Source organism: Streptomyces sp. NBC_01497 (assembly GCF_036250695.1).
GTDB lineage: Bacteria > Actinomycetota > Actinomycetes > Streptomycetales > Streptomycetaceae > Streptomyces.
Window position 1 is genome coordinate 4,910,358 of sequence record NZ_CP109427.1, and the last position, 16,592, is coordinate 4,926,949.

Annotated in this window: 16 protein-coding genes; 4 read left to right on the top strand and 12 right to left on the bottom strand. The window is 70.4% G+C overall.

Annotated elements, in window-relative coordinates:
* Positions 1–175 precede the first annotated feature (175 nt).
* A complete protein-coding gene (locus tag OG310_RS20715; protein WP_329457364.1) occupies positions 176–691 on the bottom strand; it encodes a MarR family winged helix-turn-helix transcriptional regulator in 516 nt (171 codons plus the stop codon).
* 252 nt (positions 692–943) lie between these two features.
* Here OG310_RS20715 and OG310_RS20720 point away from each other — a divergent pair, with 252 nt between their 5' ends.
* Positions 944–1,720, top strand: coding sequence for a dioxygenase family protein (locus OG310_RS20720; protein WP_329457365.1), 777 nt, complete (start codon positions 944–946; stop codon positions 1,718–1,720).
* Positions 1,721–1,852: 132 nt separating this feature from the next.
* Here the strand turns inward: OG310_RS20720 and OG310_RS20725 are convergent, their stop codons facing one another.
* Entirely contained in the window at positions 1,853–2,407 is a 555-nt protein-coding gene (locus tag OG310_RS20725; RefSeq protein WP_329457366.1) for a GNAT family N-acetyltransferase, read from the bottom strand.
* A 164-nt stretch (positions 2,408–2,571) separates the two neighbouring features.
* On the opposite strand from OG310_RS20725, the gene OG310_RS20730 reads away from it, so the two are divergent.
* On the top strand, positions 2,572–3,567 hold the full coding sequence (locus OG310_RS20730) for a sigma-70 family RNA polymerase sigma factor (protein WP_329457367.1): 996 nt from the start codon (positions 2,572–2,574) through the stop codon (positions 3,565–3,567).
* Between the two features lie 257 nt (positions 3,568–3,824).
* Here OG310_RS20730 and OG310_RS20735 read toward each other — a convergent pair whose 3' ends face one another.
* Positions 3,825–4,796, bottom strand: coding sequence for a helix-turn-helix transcriptional regulator (locus tag OG310_RS20735; protein ID WP_329457368.1), 972 nt, complete (start codon positions 4,794–4,796; stop codon positions 3,825–3,827).
* 63 nt (positions 4,797–4,859) lie between these two features.
* Between OG310_RS20735 and OG310_RS20740 the strand changes: the two genes are divergently transcribed.
* Positions 4,860–6,392 (top strand): MFS transporter, encoded by a 1,533-nt coding sequence (locus tag OG310_RS20740; RefSeq protein WP_443078703.1) that lies wholly within the window; start codon positions 4,860–4,862, stop codon positions 6,390–6,392.
* Between the two features lie 129 nt (positions 6,393–6,521).
* Here the strand turns inward: OG310_RS20740 and OG310_RS20745 are convergent, their stop codons facing one another.
* The 3 genes from OG310_RS20745 to OG310_RS20755 all read right to left on the bottom strand — a co-directional run bounded on the left by OG310_RS20745 (position 6,522) and on the right by OG310_RS20755 (position 9,699).
* Complete coding sequence (locus tag OG310_RS20745) at positions 6,522–7,265, bottom strand: DUF6227 family protein (protein WP_329457369.1); 744 nt, start codon at positions 7,263–7,265, stop codon at positions 6,522–6,524.
* Positions 7,266–7,388: 123 nt separating this feature from the next.
* Positions 7,389–8,444 (bottom strand): P1 family peptidase, encoded by a 1,056-nt coding sequence (locus OG310_RS20750; RefSeq protein WP_329457370.1) that lies wholly within the window; start codon positions 8,442–8,444, stop codon positions 7,389–7,391.
* Complete coding sequence (locus OG310_RS20755) at positions 8,437–9,699, bottom strand: low temperature requirement protein A (protein WP_329457371.1); 1,263 nt, start codon at positions 9,697–9,699, stop codon at positions 8,437–8,439. The genes OG310_RS20750 and OG310_RS20755 overlap by 8 nt, the downstream gene beginning before the upstream one ends.
* A gap of 92 nt (positions 9,700–9,791) precedes the next feature.
* On the opposite strand from OG310_RS20755, the gene OG310_RS20760 reads away from it, so the two are divergent.
* Entirely contained in the window at positions 9,792–10,040 is a 249-nt protein-coding gene (locus OG310_RS20760) for a hypothetical protein (RefSeq protein WP_329457372.1), read from the top strand.
* 22 nt (positions 10,041–10,062) lie between these two features.
* Here OG310_RS20760 and OG310_RS20765 read toward each other — a convergent pair whose 3' ends face one another.
* The 6 genes from OG310_RS20765 to OG310_RS20790 form a co-directional block, all read right to left on the bottom strand.
* Entirely contained in the window at positions 10,063–10,560 is a 498-nt protein-coding gene (locus OG310_RS20765) for a large conductance mechanosensitive channel protein MscL (RefSeq protein WP_329457373.1), read from the bottom strand.
* A gap of 138 nt (positions 10,561–10,698) precedes the next feature.
* On the bottom strand, positions 10,699–11,265 hold the full coding sequence (locus tag OG310_RS20770; protein WP_329457374.1) for an RcpC/CpaB family pilus assembly protein: 567 nt from the start codon (positions 11,263–11,265) through the stop codon (positions 10,699–10,701).
* A gap of 300 nt (positions 11,266–11,565) precedes the next feature.
* Positions 11,566–12,399: an S-methyl-5'-thioadenosine phosphorylase gene (locus tag OG310_RS20775; RefSeq protein WP_329457375.1), complete on the bottom strand. Its 834-nt coding sequence runs from the start codon at positions 12,397–12,399 to the stop codon at positions 11,566–11,568.
* Between the two features lie 123 nt (positions 12,400–12,522).
* Entirely contained in the window at positions 12,523–12,891 is a 369-nt protein-coding gene (locus tag OG310_RS20780; protein ID WP_329457376.1) for an FmdB family zinc ribbon protein, read from the bottom strand.
* Positions 12,892–12,957: 66 nt separating this feature from the next.
* Positions 12,958–14,268, bottom strand: a complete 1,311-nt coding sequence (locus OG310_RS20785; protein ID WP_329457377.1) for an MFS transporter — start codon at positions 14,266–14,268, stop codon at positions 12,958–12,960.
* Positions 14,269–15,070: 802 nt separating this feature from the next.
* The gene (locus OG310_RS20790; RefSeq protein ID WP_329457378.1) at positions 15,071–16,588 is read right to left on the bottom strand and encodes a potassium/proton antiporter; all 1,518 of its coding nucleotides are present in this window, start codon (positions 16,586–16,588) and stop codon (positions 15,071–15,073) included.
* Between the last annotated feature and the right edge of the window lie 4 nt (positions 16,589–16,592).

Here is a 16,592-nt window from a genome sequence, read left to right on the forward strand (position 1 = left end):
CACACCCGCCCGCCGCCCCCGCGCTGCCCATCCGCAGGGGAGACGGCCGGTGGCAGCCGGCGGGCGGCAGGCGGCCAGGGAAAGCAGGCTCTCCGACCCGGATGCCGGATCGGATGCCAGGTGCCAGGTGGCGGATGCCAGATGCCCGGCACGAGTGTGCGGGCGGGCGTCCGGTTCAGCGGCGCCAGGGGAGGTCCGCGCCGGTACCCTCCGGCTCCAGACCCGTGGCCATCACCCGCATGATCTCGCCGAGCTGCGTGACCTGCTCCGGGCTGAGCCGGTCGAAGATGGCCTGCCGTACGGCGGATACGTGGTCGGGCGCCGACGCACGCAGCTTCTCCCGTCCGCTCTCCGTCAGACGGGCGATCTGGCCCCGCTTGTCCGAGGGGCACTCCTCACGGCCGACCCATCCGCTCGCCTCCAGCCGGGCCACCGCGTGCGAGAGGCGGGACCTGGTGATCTTCACGCCCTTCGCCAGCTCGGTCATCCGCAGCGCCATGTCCGGCGCCTGCGAGAGGTGGACGAGCAGCGCGTAGTAGATGTGGGGCATCCCGGCGTCCCGCTGCAGCCGGCGGTCCAGATGGTCCTCCAGCAGCAGCGTGCCGTGCAGGTACGACTGCCAGACCCGCTGCTCCTCGTCGCTGAGCCAGCGTGGCCCTTCGTCACCCTGCGGGGCGGATGGGGTCGTCATGAACAAGAGCCTACCCATTCTTGAATCTTGAACCAGATGGCGCTAATCTGACGCATTACTTGAGGATTCAAAGACTTGAGCCCGGGTGGCACCTCCTGAGACGGTCCCGACGTCGTGCAACCACGACAGTGCGTCCCGATCGCCACTTCGGCCCCCCGGCTCGAACGTCGGGCCGCCCCCGGCTCCATCCGGACCGTCGGCCTCCATCGGATCCCGGCGAATCCGCCGTATCCCCCGAGAGGGAGCACATCCATGACGACAGCCGCCGAGCGCATGCCCGCTCTCTACCTCTCGCATGGCGCGCCGCCACTCGCAGACGACCCCGTATGGCCTCGTGAGCTGGCCGCCTGGTCCGCCGACCTGCCCCGGCCGACGGCGATCCTGATGGTCTCCGCGCACTGGGAGGAAGCCCCGCTCGCACTCAGCGCGACGACCACGGTCCCGCTGGTCTACGACTTCTGGGGATTCCCCGAGCGCTACTACCAGGTGCGCTACGGAGCTCCGGGCGCACCCGCCCTCGCCGACTCCGTCCGCAAACTCCTGCGCGGCGCGGGGATGCCCGTACAGGACGTGCCGGACCGGGGCCTGGACCACGGTGCGTACGTACCGCTGAAGGAGATGTTCCCGGACGCCGACATCCCCGTGCTCCAGATCTCCCTGCCCACCCTCGACCCGCGGAAGTTGCTGGAGGTGGGCCGCAGGCTCGCGCCGCTGCGCGACGAGGGCGTGCTCATCGTCGGGAGCGGCTTCTTCACGCACAACCTCGCGGCGCTGCGGCAGGAAGGTCTGCCCTCCTGGTCCGTCGAGTTCGACGACTGGGGCAACCGGGCGCTCCTCGATCAGGACATCGACGCTCTGCTCGACTTCGAACACAAGGCGCCCGCGGGCAGGCTGGCCCACCCGAGGACGGAGCACTTCGCGCCGCTGTTCGTGACGCTGGGCGCGGCCGAGGACGATCTGGGCAGTGGCCGCAGCGTGATCGACGGCTTCTGGATGGGCCTGGCGAAGCGCTCGGTCCAGTACGGCTGAGCGGACGGCGCGGACGTCGCGGACGGAGCGCATGGAGCGGACGGAGCGGACGCCCGCGGCCCGGGCCCGGGCCGGGGGTCGGCGTCACCCCCGCCCACCCCTGACGGGGCGGCTCCGGCACGCCTGACCGGGCTACGCGGTCTCCGCCGTCGCGTCCCCTCGTCGCTCGCCGAGGGGCTTCTCGTACCAGGCGACGTCCCAGTACGTCCCGAACTTCCGGCCGACTTCCTCGTACGTGCCGACGTGCCGGAACCCGAACCGCTCGTGCAGGCGCACCGACGCCTCGTTGGGCTGGGTGACGCCAGCGTACGCGCGGTTCAGGTCCTCGCCCGCGAGCGCCTCGAAGAGGGCTTCGTACAGGAGCGTCCCGATACCGCGTCCCTTCGCCTCGGGCGAGCAGTAGACGCTCACTTCCACGGACGTGGAGTAGGCGGCCTTCGGGCGGAAGGGACTGCTCGTCGCGTATCCGAGAATTCGGGCAGACAGGGCATCCTGAGCAACCAGCAGCCGGTGCGGTCCGTCTTCAGGATGGGAGCGCAGCCATTCGATGCGTCCTTCGGGAGTGAAAGTGACCGTGTCGAACGTTATGGGTGTGTCGAGGACGTAGTGGTTGTAGATGTCCACGAGTGCCTGAATGTCGGCCTCGATGCCGGGCCTGACCTGCACCTCTGGTGATGCGTTGAGCATGGTTCCCCCTCTCGGGGACCCCAGCGTAGCCCGACAGGGTACTGCATGATCACGAAAATGGTGGACGGCATGGGAATTCTGTCCGGATTCCACGCGTTCTTACCGTCGGAAGCAGGGCACCCGAACGGGTGTCGCGACCCACTCAGTCCAGCAAGGGAGCTCGCATGGCAACCCGTGCCGTCGCCCGTCGCACTGCCTCGCGCGGAACGACCCAGGCGAACAGTGTTCGCGCTACTGGCGGGGAGATCGCCGACCGCGACCTGGTCGGCATGTACCTCGACGAGATCGCGCGGACGCCGCTGCTCGACGCCGCAAAGGAAGTCGAGCTGTCGCAGACCATCGAAGCAGGAGTTTACGCAGGTCAGATCCTCGACGGCGAGATCACGAGCGACGCGGGCGGTGCGTCCCGTGAGGAGCTTGAGACGCTGGTGACCGACGGCGAGCGCGCAAAGGACGTCTTCATCCGCTCCAACCTCCGCCTCGTGGTCGCGGTGGCGCGGCGTTACCCGCGCAGCGGCCTCCCCCTGCTCGACCTGATCCAGGAGGGCAACGCGGGACTGGTGCGAGCGGTCGAGAAGTTCGACTACGCGAAGGGCTTCAAGTTCTCCACGTACGCGACGTGGTGGATCAGGCAGGCGATCACCCGGTCGATAGCCGACCAGTCACGGACGATCCGGCTGCCCGTGCACCTGGTGGAGGAGCTCGGCAGGATCCGCCGCGTCCAGCGCGAGTTCAACCGTGAGAACGGCAGGGACCCCGAACCCGCGGAGGTCGCCGTCGAGCTGGCGTCGACGCCGGAGCGGGTCAACGACGTCCTGGACTGGGCCCGCGACCCGGTGAGCCTGAACATGTCGGTCGACGACGAGGGCGACACGCAGTTCGGTGATCTCCTGGAGGACACCTCGGCGGTCTCCCCGGAGCAGTCCGTGCTGACGCTGCTGCGCAGCGAGGAGCTGGAGGACCTGATCGGCAGGCTCGACCAGCGCACGGCGTCCATCATCAAGATGCGGTACGGCATCGAGGACGGCCGCGAGCGTACCCTGACAGAGGTGGGCAAGGAGCACGGCCTCACGCGAGAGCGGATCCGCCAGATCGAGAAGCACGCGCTGCTCGAACTGAAGAAAATGGCGAGGGACACGGGCTTCGACGCGGCGGCGTGACGCAAGGGCCCAATACCCGTAGGGTCACCTACGAAGCGGCGGGCCCACTCGCCGCCCCCAAGAACGAGCCCCGGTGCCAACCCCCCCAGGCGCCGGGGCTCTCCCATGCCTGGATGCCGCCGCCCGCGGCAGCGCCCGGCCCGGGCACCCGTTTCAGGCGTCCCGCGGGCCGAGCTCCGGGGCTCGGGCCCGGATGCGAGCCGGAGCCGGGTGGCACGGACGCTTTGTGCCTCCCACGATCCGTCGGTGCGCGGAGCTCAGCCCGTCGTGGTCCGGGACGCACGGCTGAGCCTGCCGCCGAGTTCCGCCACGCACGCCACGAGTTCCTGCGGAGCACGCACGGTGAACTCGTGGCCGAGCATGGCGAAGCGCACAGCCAGCCACTCCAGGGAGTCGTTCCACTCCAGCCGCAGCCGACACGTGTCCGGCCCCGTCGGCTCGGGCTCCGCGAGATACGCGGGCAGCCGGGAGGCCAACATGTCGGCGGACACCGCGAAACTCACGTCCACCTCGACGCGGGGGCGGTGCCTGGCCATCGAATCGGCGAGGAACTCGGCCGCGTCCCCAGCGGGCAGTTCCCGGGGCGTGAACCGGGCGCCCGTCGCGAGGACCTCATCCACCCGGTCGAGGCGGAACGTCCGCCAGTCCTCCCGTCCCAGGTCGTAGGCGACCAGGTACCAGCGCCGGCCCGTGGAGACGAGACGGTACGGCTCCACGTGGCGTCTCGATCGCGCGCCGTCGCCCGAGCGGTAGCCGAAACGCAGCCGCTCGGCGGCGGTCACGGCCGAGGCCATGGTCGTCAGGGTTTTCGGACCCACCATGGCGCCGTCGCCCCGGGCGAGCGGGATGGTGGCGTGCTGGAGGGAGGAGACACGGTGTCGCAGGCGTGAGGGCAGCACCTGCTCCAGCTTGGCCAGAGCCCGTACGGAGGCCTCCTCGACGCCCTCGACGGCGTGGCCCGCCCCGGCACGCAGACCGATGGCGATGGCCACCGCCTCGTCGTCGTCCAGGACGAGCGGCGGCATGGCCGTGCCCGCGACGAGCCGGTACCCGCCGATCGCCCCCTTCGTCGCCTCGACCGGATAGCCCAGATCGCGCAGCCGCTCGATGTCGCGCCGGATGGTGCGCGGGCTGACCCCGAGTCGTCCGGCCAGTTCACTGCCCGGCCACTCGCGCGGGGTCTGGAGGAGGGAGAGCAGCGAGAGGAGTCGTGCCGGTGTGTCCGCCATGAGACTCATCGTGCCCGTCGATGAGGACAGGTTCTGTCCTAGTGACGGCCTAGCGTCGTCCGCATGACCATCCCGGACACAACGGTGCCCCAGCTCCCGGCCGAACCGCCCGCATCTCCACCTGTCGCTCCCTCCACCGCCCGCACGCCAGATGCTCAGGCCCCCGCGGACCGCCGTCGCTGGCTCGCCCTGGCGATCGTGATGACGGCCGCCTTCATGGATCTCGTCGACGCCACGATCGTCAACGTGGCCATCCCCAGCATCGAACGGGACACCGGTGCGTCCTTCGGCGCCGTCCAGTGGATCACCGCGGGCTACGCCCTGGCCTTCGCGGCCGCGCTGATCACGGGCGGACGGCTGGGCGACATCTTCGGCCGCAAGCGCCTCTTCCTGATCGGCATCAGCGGCTTCACGGCCGCGTCCGCGCTCTGCGGTCTCGCCGTGAACCCGGAGATGCTGGTCGGCTCGCGCCTGCTGCAAGGCGCCATGGCCGCGATGATGGTCCCCCAGGTACTGGCGATCATCCACGCGACCTTCCCCGCTCACGAACGCGGCAAGGTCTTCGGCATGTTCGGGGCGATCGTCGGTCTCGGCGCGGTGTCCGGGCCGCTGCTCGGCGCGCTCCTGACCCAGTGGAACCTGGGCGGCCTCGAATGGCGCCCCATCTTCCTGATCAACCTCCCCGTCGGGCTCGCCGGCCTGCTGCTGGGACGCCGCTTCATCGGTGAGTCGAAAGCGCCGCGGGCGCTGCGCCTGGACCTGGTCGGCGTCGTCCTCGTCACTCTCGGTCTGCTGATGCTGGTCTACCCCCTCACACGCGGCCGGGAGCTGGGCTGGCCGCTCTGGGGCCATCTCTGCATGGCGGGCAGTCTGGTGGTCTTCGCCGTCTTCGTCGCCTACGAGCGTCACAAGTCCCGCAGGGACGGGTCTCCCCTCGTCGAGCTGTCCCTGTTCCGGATCAAGAGCTTCGCCGGCGGCATCGCCGTTCAGCTCACCTTCGGTCTGGTGATGGGCATCTTCTTCCTCGTGTGGACCCTGTACATGCAGATGGGTCTCGGCTGGAGCCCCCTGCGGTCCGGACTGACGGGCGTGCCCTTCTCCGTCGGTGTCTCGTGCGCGGCGGCGGTCTCGGTACAGACGCTCGTACCCCGGTTCGGCGCCAAAGTCCTTCAGGCGGGAGCCCTCACGATGATCGCGGGCCTGGGGGTCTACGTCTGGGAAGCCGGCCGCTACGGCCTGGCCATCCACTCGTGGCAGATGGCGTTGCCGCTCGCCGTCGCCGGTCTGGGCATGGGCCTGATCGTGGCGCCCCTGACGGACGCGGTCCTCGCTGACGTGCCCCGCGAGCACGCCGGCTCGGCCTCGGGACTCATCAACACCACGATGCAGATGGGCAACGCGCTGGGGCTCGGACTTGTCGCGGTCGTCTTCTACGGACCCGTCGACGGGCGTGTCCACACTCCGGCGGACGTGGGTCCCGCGTATGTTGCGGGCTTCCAGCACGCCATGTGGTGGGTGATGGCCGTCCTGGGGCTGACGTTCCTGATGATGTACGTGCTGCCGCGCAGGTCGAAGCACCACGACCGCCGGTCGTGATCAGGTGCCGATGGCGGTGGCGCTGCGGTGGCGCTGCCGCTCTCCGGCATGACATGGCACGGCACGGTACGGCTCCGGTTATGGGTTCGTCCGGCCCGCGCGGTACCGGCCGGCTCTGCTTCCGGAAGCTCAGCGCACCCGTGCCCTGAGCTCCAGCGCGGCCCGGGCCGCGGCCTCGTCGACGTACACCTCGCACATGTGCCGGCCATCGGGCGTCGCGGTGTGTTCGATCTCCCACAGGCTGGTCTCGGTGCCGTCGATCAGCAAGAATGCGTGCTCGTACAGCATGAACCCGGCGTTCCCCTCATCCAGATGGCACCAGTGTCCGAAGACCTGGGCGATGTGGTGGGCGAAGGCCGTGCGCAGGAGACGCCCGGTCTCCTCGCCGGGGCGGTCCGCGTTCTCCGCGCGCCGCAGCACCCGGCGTGCGTGATCGACGGAGTTGTCGTTCACGTAGAGCCGGGGCAACGAGGACGGCGATGCCGCCAGCACCTCTTCGGGTGACATCCGGGCCTCGAACTCCGGCCCCGACATCTCCGCCATGCTGAGCCGGGCTTCCTGGCCTAACAGTTCGGTGGCGGCCTGCCGGGCGTCCGTCTCGGCCACGAACAACTCGTGCAGCGGTGTGCCGTCGCGGCCGGTGGTGTGCACCACCTCCCACAGGGTCAGCGCACTGCTGTCGGAGAGCAGGAACGTGTGCCGGTACGTCTCGCGGTGCTGTCCCTTGCTGTGATGCGCGGAGGACAGTGAACTGGCGTGCGCCAGCGCGGAGTCGAGCCGCCCGATCAGATCCTCGGGCAGCACGAAGGAGTTGAGCGAGCGTTCCAGAAGGCGCTGGATGTGCGTCTCGGTCGTCTCGTACGGACCGTTCAAGAGGGATCTCCCCGACATCGCCAGGTGTCACTTTGTGAACGCATACCGTAGCCCCTTGGGGTGAGATCACGTCCAGAGTTTTGGGAAATGTGGCGCGATTCGAAGAATTTCATCCCCGCTTCGTCAAAGAACCCCCAACGCGCTGTCAGGTCCGTACAGCTCTCGGTACGAGGGGAACACTCCGCCCGGCCCGGTGACGCTCTCCGCCATGAGGACCGCCCGGACGATCGCGCCGGTGACCACGTCGGCTGCCGCCGCCAGTACCGGATTGAGCGCCAACGGCCCGTCCCCCAGGGGAAAACCGCCGGTCGCGAGAGCGAAGACCGTGTCCCCGTCATTCATCATGTGTACGGGCCGTACCGCACGCGCGATGCCGTCGTGCGCGGTACCCGCCATCTTCTGCGCCTGCGAGCGGCTCAGGTCCGCGTCCGTGGCGACCACCACCAGGGTGGTGTTCAGGGGAGGCGGCCCGGCCGTTTCGCGTAGGGCGGCCAGCCTCGCCCGCGCCGCCTCGTGGACCTCCGGTGCGGGGTAGGCCGTACGTCCCTCGTAGTAGCGCCCGTACAGCACACCCGTGAGGGGATCGACCGCCGACCCCGCCGCGTTGGCGACGACGAGCGCGGCGACCGTGATCCCCGAGTCGGCCAGCACCGTGCCGGCCGTACCGACTCCTCCCTTGAGCGGGCCGACCAGCGAGCCGGTACCCGCGCCGACGCCGCCCTCGGCGAGTGGCGCACCGTCGCGGGACGCGGCCGCCGCCTCGACCGCCGCCCGTCCCGTGGCCGCGTCCGGCCTGACCTTCCAGTCCCCGCCGCGTCCCAGGTCGAAGATGGCCGCCGCGGGCACCACCGGCACGACATGCCGCCGGTCGGGGACCCGCACGCCCCTGCCCTGCTCCTCCAGCCACGCCATGACGCCGGAGACCGAGTCGAGACCGTAGGCGCTGCCGCCCGTCAGGACGACCGCCTCCACCCGCTCGACCAGGTTGCGGGGATCCAGGGCGTCCGTCTCGCGTGTCGCCGGGCCCCCGCCCCGTACGTCCACTGCGGCCGTCACTCCGCCCTCCGGCGCGAGTACCACCGTCGTGCCCGTCAGCGCGTGCTCGCCCGCCACCTGCGCGTGTCCGACCCGCAGGCCCGCCACATCGGTCAACGCGCCGCGGCCTACCCCGTCAGTCACTGGAAACTCCCTCCGTCGCACCGGCCACACCGGACAAACTCGCGCCACCGCCGCCATGAGGCGGCCCGGTCTCCGGGATCCTGGCGGCCAGCGTCACACCGACCACCACGGTCGCCGCCGCCACCAGCCCCGCCGCCGGCACCGCCCAGTCGCCGGCGAAGACGCAGCAGACAACGGCCACCGAGGCCACCGGCAGTACGAGTTGCTGCACCAGGCCGCCCTTGAAACGCCGCGCGTGCAACAGCCACACGGCGATCAGGAAGACCGCCGTCGGCACCACGACCGCGGCCCCCGCCGCTCGCGCCGAGACATGCGCCTCACCCACCGCGTGTTCGACCGCGACCTCCAGGCCCGCCCCGATCGCTGCCGCCGACCCGAAGATGACGAAGTGGCCGTAGCCCCAGGGGATGGCCTCCCGGTCGGTCCACAGCCGCTCGTGCGCGGGCACCGAGAAATAGATCCACCAGGCGGCGAAGACGATGAGGACACCACCGCCGGCGATCGGCAGCAGCCGCCCGAGTGCTTCGTGTTCGTCCAGTGCGGACTGCACGGCGACGGTGGCCGCCGACATCGTCTCGCCGAGCACGATCAGGGTGAACAGTCCGTACCGCTCCTCGATGTGGTGCGGGTGCCACGATGTCTGCTGACGGCGCTCCGCCACGATCGGCACCAGCATCTCGGCCACCCCCACGACCAGGAAGAGCCACCGGCGGAAATCCTCCGGCGCGAACAGCAGCCCCACCCATGCCACTTGGCACAACGTGACGCCCGTCGCGTACAGCAGAGCCGTCCGCCGCGCCGCGCTCCCCGCTTCCTCGGAGGCTGCCGCCCGCAGCCACTGCCCGGTCAGCGCCAGCCGCATCACGAGGTAGCCGATGACGGCGACGGTCCAGTCGTTGTCCGTGAAGGCCCGCGGGATGCCCGCCGCGTAGATCAGCACACCGGTGATCTGCACGAGCGTCGCCACGCGGTAGGGCACGTCGTCGACGTCGTAGGCCGAGGCGAACCAGGTGAAATTCATCCAGGCCCACCAGATGCCCCAGAAGACGAACAGGTAGCCGAGGACACCGCTGCCCGGATGGCCCTCCGCGAGCGTGTGCACGAGTCGCGCTCCGGCCTGGGCCACCGCGACCACGAAACACAGATCGAAGAGGAGCTCCAAGGGCGTCGAGGCGCGATGCTCCTCGTCCCGTCCGCGTGCGGTCATCCGCCGCACGACGCGCGATGTCCTGTTTCCTGGATCCGGCGAGGTCATGGACCAAGCACATCAGACTCCGGCGCCGGCCCGAAGCGGCGCGCGTGTCCTGCCCAGCCCGGCCGTCGCCGGTGGCGCCGTACGCTGGAGGCATGAGCACAGCCCCCGACCCCGAGTCCGAGCCCGGCGGCACCGGGCGGGCCGGAACGCCGGCGTCGCCCGCGTCGGCGTCCCCGTCGTCAGCCTTGCCCGCACGCCCCGGTCTGGTCTTCGACGACCCCCTGGACCAGCGGTCCGCGGACGACTCCGACGACGGTTGGGGCGAGCGTCCGGCTGTGAACTCGGGTACGGCCGCCGACCTCGCCCGCTTCCTCGACGAGAAGCCGCCCCACCACATCTGAAGGGGCCGGCCGAGGATCGTCGTCAGCGGCTCCGCGGGACAGACGATCCGTTCTTGCTGGGGGCACGCTGGGAGACCAGAGCGTCCCGGATCTCCTTCAGCACGTCCAGCTCGCTCGCTTCGAGGACGACCTCGTCCACCGAGACCTGCTCCTTGGCCGCCATCAGCCTGGCCCGCCTGGCGAGGAATTTGGACATCGGCAGCACCATCAGGAAGTACACGACGGCCGCCGTGATCACGAAGTTCAACGTGGAACTGAGGACCGCCCCCCACAGGATCTCGATCCCGTGCGTCTCGCCCGCCTTGTCCGTCATACAGGGCGCCTGGAGGCAGGCGTGGTACTTGTCCAGATCCTGGGTGCCGAAGGCGCCCACCACCGGATTTATGATGCCCTTGACGACCCCGTTCACGATGTTGGTGAACGCCGCGCCAATGACCACCGCGACCGCGAGGTCGACGACGTTTCCGCGCATCAGGAAGGCTCGGAAGCCCGCCAGCACGCTCTCTTTCTCCTTGCTCACCAGAGAGCCTCTCTTCGCCCGTGTCGTTGGAGTCGCAACCTGCCTCGCAAATTACGTCAGTACACGGTCTCGCTGTCCAATCCGCGGGAGCCCTGGGTTGACCCTGCAACGCCAGCGTCACCGCCGTTTCCAGGCGGCTCAGCACAGCGTCACCGTCAGTTGTGACACGGCCGCGGCTGAGGCCAGATCCGCGGCCACGGCCCGGGTCACGGAGAGTACGAGCAGTGCTCCGCCCTCGATCGAGGCGTCCGTGTCCGTGTCCGGGATCTCGACGACGCGGGCCCCGGTGGCGACGATCCTGGCCTTCTGCTCCCGACGCGCGCCGTCCACCGCGCTCGCCGGGGGGACAGGTGTCGCGATGACGTCGATACGGTCGCCGGGCTGCAGCAGCCCCACCGTCGCCGCGTCGGCCACACGCACCGGCGCGGCGACGGTCCGCCCCGCGGCCCGATCGGTCGGGGGCGCGCCTGTGGCCCTGCGGGGACTCTCTGTGGCGCTCGGACGAGGGCTCGCCTCCGGGCCCGTGGGAAGCGGGTCGGCGGACCCCGTGGCCCCTCCGGCTCCCGTCGCCGCGAACGCGGCGGCGGTCACCGCCAGGCCGGCGGCCATGACACGGCGCCGGCGCAGTACCGCCCGGCGCAACCGGTCCCGCTGCCCGCGCACCCGCACCGGATCGAAAGCGGGCACACCCCGAGGCTCGGGCACGGACGTTCCTGGAGCGGGCCTGTGGCGCATGCACACGGAGGGAAGGGACGGAGTGGACAGGTCCGCGGGAGCCGGACGCGGATCGGACGGGAATGCTCGGGACATGGCGAACCACCGCCTGGTGTGAAGGTGCTCGACCGCTCGGGTGCGGTCGACGCACACTCACCATGCCCGGCTCCGCACGATCCTGCCGGGGCCTGTGGACAACCCCGTCGACCCGACCCGGCCTGTGGACAACTCGCTCACTCACCAGGGTGATTGTGGGGTCGAGCGAGGCGGCGGCGGTTGGCCGGCCGACGCTCAGGGCAGCCTGATCCCAGGATCGATTCCGTCCAGGGCATGTGCGCAGAGACAGTCCCGGGTCTCGCTCGGCTGCAGTCCGCCCACTGCGTCGAACAGCACTGTGCGCAGCCGGTCCACATTCTCGGCGAAGACCTTCAGCACCTCCTCGTGGGAGACGCCCTCGCCCGTCTCGGCTCCCGCGTCCAGGTCGGTCACGAGCGTCATGGAGGTGTAGCAAAGACCCAGCTCACGAGCGAGTACGGCCTCGGGGTGCCCGGTCATCCCGACCACTGACCAGCCCATCGCCGCGTGCCACCGGGACTCCGCCCGGGTGGAGAAGCGCGGCCCCTCGATCACCACCAGCGTGCCGTCCTCGACGGGCTCCCAGTCCTGTCCGCGTGCCGCCGCGATCGCTGCCTTCCGCCCCTCGGGGCAGTAGGGGTCGGCAGGCGAGATGTGGACGACGTTGGACGTGCTGCCGTCCGGCAGTGGCACCCCGTCGTAGAAGGTCCCGGGGCGGGATTTCGTGCGGTCCACCAGCTGGTCGGGAACCAGCAGGGTGCCGGGGCCGTACTCGGGACGCAGACCGCCCACGGCACAGGGACCCAGCACCTGCCGGACGCCCACGGAACGCAGGGCCCACATGTTCGCGCGGTAGTTGATGCGGTGCGGCGGGAGATGGTGGCCGCGGCCGTGCCGGGGCAGGAAGGCCACTCGCCGGCCTGCCACCTCGCCGAGGAAGAGGGAGTCGCTCGGAGGCCCGTACGGCGTCTCCACCTGGACCTCGGTCACGTCCTCAAGGAAGGAGTAGAAGCCGGATCCACCGATCACGCCGATCTCTGCGTTCGCCATGGCCGTCACCCTAACCGTCGTCGCAGATCAGGAGGCAGGCAGACCGAAGACCCCAGCCGTGACAACGAGCTGGGGCCCTGGAAAGGAGACTGATCGTGGCCCGACAGGGCGGAGCCGGGGGTCTCAGGCCGCCGAGGAACCGCTCGACGTGCTCGACGAGCCGGAGCCCGAGGAGGACGAAGCGGAGGATGACGAAGACGAAGAAGACGCCGAGGACGTCGACGTCGAAGCGGTCGCCTTTGAGTCCTTGGAGTCCTTCGACTCGGAGGACGAGGTGGAGGACGACTTCGACGCGGGCGTGGAGCTCGACGACGAGCTGCGGCTGTCGTTGCGGTAGAAGCCGGAGCCCTTGAACACGATGCCGACCGCGGAGAACACCTTCTTGAGGCGTCCCTGGCAGTTGGGGCACACGGTCAAGGCGTCATCGGTGAACTTCTGCACCGCCTCAAGGCCCTCGCCACATTCGGTGCACTGGTACTGGTAGGTCGGCACTTGCTCCTCCTGGCACTCTCACTCGATGAGTGCTAACGACGCTCCATACTGACGTATTCCGAGCGTTCAGTCCACTGCCGTCGTCTCGCGGTGACCCATCGCACGTATCGCTCCCCGCCCCGGACCCCGGGGGAGGAGCCTCGATTGGAGGGGGAGCAGCACCGCCAAGGCCAGAGCCGTGCCGATGAGCGGCACCAGGAATCCGGCCCGCGCTCCATGCGTGTCGGCGAGTCGGCCCGCCACCGTGACGGCCGCTGCCTGGCCGAGCGCGACAGCACCTGTCAGCCAGGTGAACGCCTCCGTCCTGGCAGATGATTCCACCAGGGCCTCGATCAGGGTGTAGCCGCTGATCAGGGCAGGGGCGATGCACAGTCCTGCCAGCAGGCCGAGCACGGCGAACAGCGCGACCGAGTGGACGGCCCACAGCGTGGCCGAGACGAGTGTGAGGCCCGTGTAGCCGAGCACCAGCCTGCGGCGCGGCCCGGTCTTCCACGTGACAGCGCCGAAGACAAGGCCGGACAGCATGTTGCCGGCCGCGAAGACACCGTAGAGCGGGCCGTTCACCCCGGGGCTGCCGATCTCCTGGGCGAACGCGGTGAGGGAGACCTGCATGCCACCGAAGACGGCGCCGATGCCGAGGAAGGAGACAGCCAGGACACGTACGCCTGGGATGGACAGCGCCGAGGCGCTCCGAGCTCCTTCGTGACCGCCGGCCGGGGTGCTGACGGTCAGGGGCTGGGTGGCGCGGCGTGCCGCGAAGATGAGGCCGCCGACCAGGGTGAGGGCGGCCTCCGCGGCGAGTCCCGCCGCGGGGTGGACGCCGGTGCACAGGGCGGTGGCCAGCACGGGACCGATGACGAAGGTGAACTCGTCGGTCACGGACTCGAAGGCTGCGGCGGTCGGCAGCAGCGCGGACGCCCCGGGCGAGCCGGTCAGGACGGTCGCCCACCGTGACCGGACCATCGGGCCGACCTGAGGTACGGAGGCGCCGGTCGGTACGGCGGCGACGAACAGCGCCCACAGGGGCGCGTGCGCCAGGGCCAGGGCGATGAGCACGGTGACGGACGCGGCGTGCAGCAGCACGCCCGGCACCAGCACCGTGGCCTGGCCGAAGCGGTCCGCGAGCTTGCCGCTCTGCGGGGCGCACAGCGCCATGGCCACCCCGGTCACGGCGGCGACGACGCCGGCGGTGCCGTAGGAGCCGGTCGTGTGCTGGACGAGGAGGACGATGCCGATCGTGAGCATCGCGAAGGGCTGACGCGCGGCGAAACCCGGCACCAGGAAGGTCCAGGCGCCCGGTGTCCGCAGGAGCTGCCCGTATCCGGGGCGGGTGGTGGCCGGCTGGCCGGCGGTTTCGGTGTCGACCGTGTGGGACACGGTCCTTGCCTTTCTGCCGCCTGGTGACACGGCCCGCGGGCGGGGCGGCCGAGGGCTGTCCGCTGTGCGCGGCGTGCACGGCCGCACCAGCCCTGCGTCAGACGGAGTCGAGAACAACTGTCGTGAAGGATCAGACGATCCGGAGGGATCGGTCCCTGGCCGTCGTGGCATGTGATGCCGAAGCGGGACCAAGGCTCAACGATCGTACAGGCCTACGGGGTGGAGGCCCTGCGAAAGGATGGAGGAGCGGACGATCCTCCTTGATTCGCGCGTGGACGGCCGGCCGACGTACGGAATCGCCGCGATCCGTCGGTCCGCGTGCCGCGGGCAGCGCTCGACCGGGGACCGGGCCTGGCGGTGGCCGCGAAGCGGTCCATGGGCCGACGGGAACGCCATCGAGGGGACGGTGCGCAGGCCCGTGCGGTCACGGCACCCGGAGGGGACGGTGCGCAGGCGTGCGCTCACGGCACCCCGACGGCGCGGTCCGCGCCCCTTGCGGCCTCGTTGTCCCGAGGGGACGGTGCGCAGGCCCGTGCGCTCACGGCACCCCGACGGCGCGGTCCGCGCCCATTGCGGCCTCGTTGTCCCAAGGGGACAGCCGGGGGCCTGCTTGCACCGCGTCCCGTATGCACCGCGTCCCGTCCGCACGCGTCCGTCGGCACCGCCTCCCGACGGGACGGGCCGCGGGCCGCTCGGCGCTCGGCTCCCTACGTGAGCGCCCCGGGGCAGTGCGGACCCGGCACCCCAGGGCAGGTGCCCCGCCACCCACCCCGGGGCGGGTGGCGGGGCGGGTGGCGGGTCGTCACCGCTGTCCGCTTCCGCCGAGCCAGCTCGCCAGCTTGCCGCCCTGGCCCACGGCGCGCAGGCGTTCCTCTGTCGCGTCACGCACCGGGTCCGTGGCCACGACGAGGAGTTCGTCGCCGCGTTGCAGGAGCGTGGACGGCTGTGGCACGAAGCTCTGGTCGTTGCGTACGACCAGCGTCACGGCCGCGCCCTGCGGCAGCCGCAGCTCACCGACTTCGACGCCGTGCATCTTCGAGCGCGGGGGGATGGCCACGGACAGCAGGTGTCCGCGCAGCCGCTCCAGTGGGGCGGATTCGATGCCGAGGTCGGCGGTGTCGGAGGAACCGCTCAGTCGCAGGGCCTTCGCCAGCCACGGCAGGGTGGGGCCCTGGACCAGGGTGTACACGACGACGAGCACGAAGACGATGTTGAAGATCCGGCTGCTGCCCTCGATCTGGGACACCACCGGGATGGTCGCCAGGATGATGGGCACGGCGCCGCGCAGGCCGGCCCACGACATCAGGAGCTGCTCGGCCCAGGGGATCCGGAAGGGCGTGAGGCTCGCGAGCACGGAGAGAGGTCTCGCCACCACGGTGAGGACCAGGCCGACCATGACGGCCGGCCAGAAGTCCTTGCCGAGCTCGTGCGGCGTGACGAGCAGCCCCAGCAGCACGAACATGCCGATCTGGGCGATCCAGCCGAGCCCTTCGGCGAAGCCGCGGTTGGCCGGGGAGTGGGGCAGCCGGGCGTTGCCGAGGATCATCGAGGCGAGGTAGACGGCGAGGAAGCCGCTTCCGTGCGCGGTGGCGCCGAGGGCGTAGGCGGAGACCGCGATGGCCATGACGGCGATCGGGTAGAGACCGGACGCGGGCAGCGCGACGCGCCGCAGTCCGTAGGCGCCGACGTATCCCACGGCGAGGCCCACGCAGGCGCCGATGAGGAGTTCCAGCAGGATCTCGCCGACCAGGACGTACCAGGTGGCGACGTGTCCCGTCGAGGACAGCGCCACCACGATGATCACCACGGGGGCGTCGTTGAAGCCGGACTCCGCCTCCAGGGCGCTGGTGACCCGGGTGGGAAGCGGGACCCGCCGCAGCACGGAGAAGACGGCCGCCGCGTCCGTGGAGGAGACCACCGCGCCGATGATCACGGCTTGGCGCCAGTCGAGCCCGACGAGGTAGTGGGCGGCCGTGGCGGTCACGCCGATGCTGACGCCGACCCCGACGGTCGACAGGGCGATGCCGGCGGGCAGGGAGGACTTGACGTCTTTCCATTTCGTGCCGAGACCGCCCTCGGCCAGGATCACGACGAGGGCCCCGTAGCCGATGACCTGGGTGAGTTCGGCGTTGTCGAAGCGGACGTGGAAGAGGCCGTCCTGCCCCATCGCGACGCCGATGCCCAGGTAGATCAGCAGGCTGGGGAGCCCGCTGCGGGATGAGATGCGTACGGCCGCGACGGCGACGAGCAGGACCAGGGAGCTGATGAGCAACAGGATGTTGAGCTGGTGGACAGTCAGGGGCCGATCCTTCCCTCGCACGCGT

Excerpts from the sequence above, each read along its gene's own strand:
- OG310_RS20715 (WP_329457364.1), bottom strand. The coding sequence starts at position 691 with ATGACGACCCCATCCGCCCCGCAGGGTGACGAAGGGCCACGCTGGCTC.
- OG310_RS20720 (WP_329457365.1), top strand. The coding sequence starts at position 944 with ATGACGACAGCCGCCGAGCGCATGCCCGCTCTCTACCTCTCGCATGGC.
- OG310_RS20725 (WP_329457366.1), bottom strand. The coding sequence starts at position 2,407 with ATGCTCAACGCATCACCAGAGGTGCAGGTCAGGCCCGGCATCGAGGCC.
- OG310_RS20730 (WP_329457367.1), top strand. The coding sequence starts at position 2,572 with ATGGCAACCCGTGCCGTCGCCCGTCGCACTGCCTCGCGCGGAACGACC.
- OG310_RS20735 (WP_329457368.1), bottom strand. The coding sequence starts at position 4,796 with ATGGCGGACACACCGGCACGACTCCTCTCGCTGCTCTCCCTCCTCCAG.
- OG310_RS20740 (WP_443078703.1), top strand. The coding sequence starts at position 4,860 with ATGACCATCCCGGACACAACGGTGCCCCAGCTCCCGGCCGAACCGCCC.
- OG310_RS20755 (WP_329457371.1), bottom strand. The coding sequence starts at position 9,699 with ATGACCTCGCCGGATCCAGGAAACAGGACATCGCGCGTCGTGCGGCGG.
- OG310_RS20760 (WP_329457372.1), top strand. The coding sequence starts at position 9,792 with ATGAGCACAGCCCCCGACCCCGAGTCCGAGCCCGGCGGCACCGGGCGG.
- OG310_RS20775 (WP_329457375.1), bottom strand. The coding sequence starts at position 12,399 with ATGGCGAACGCAGAGATCGGCGTGATCGGTGGATCCGGCTTCTACTCC.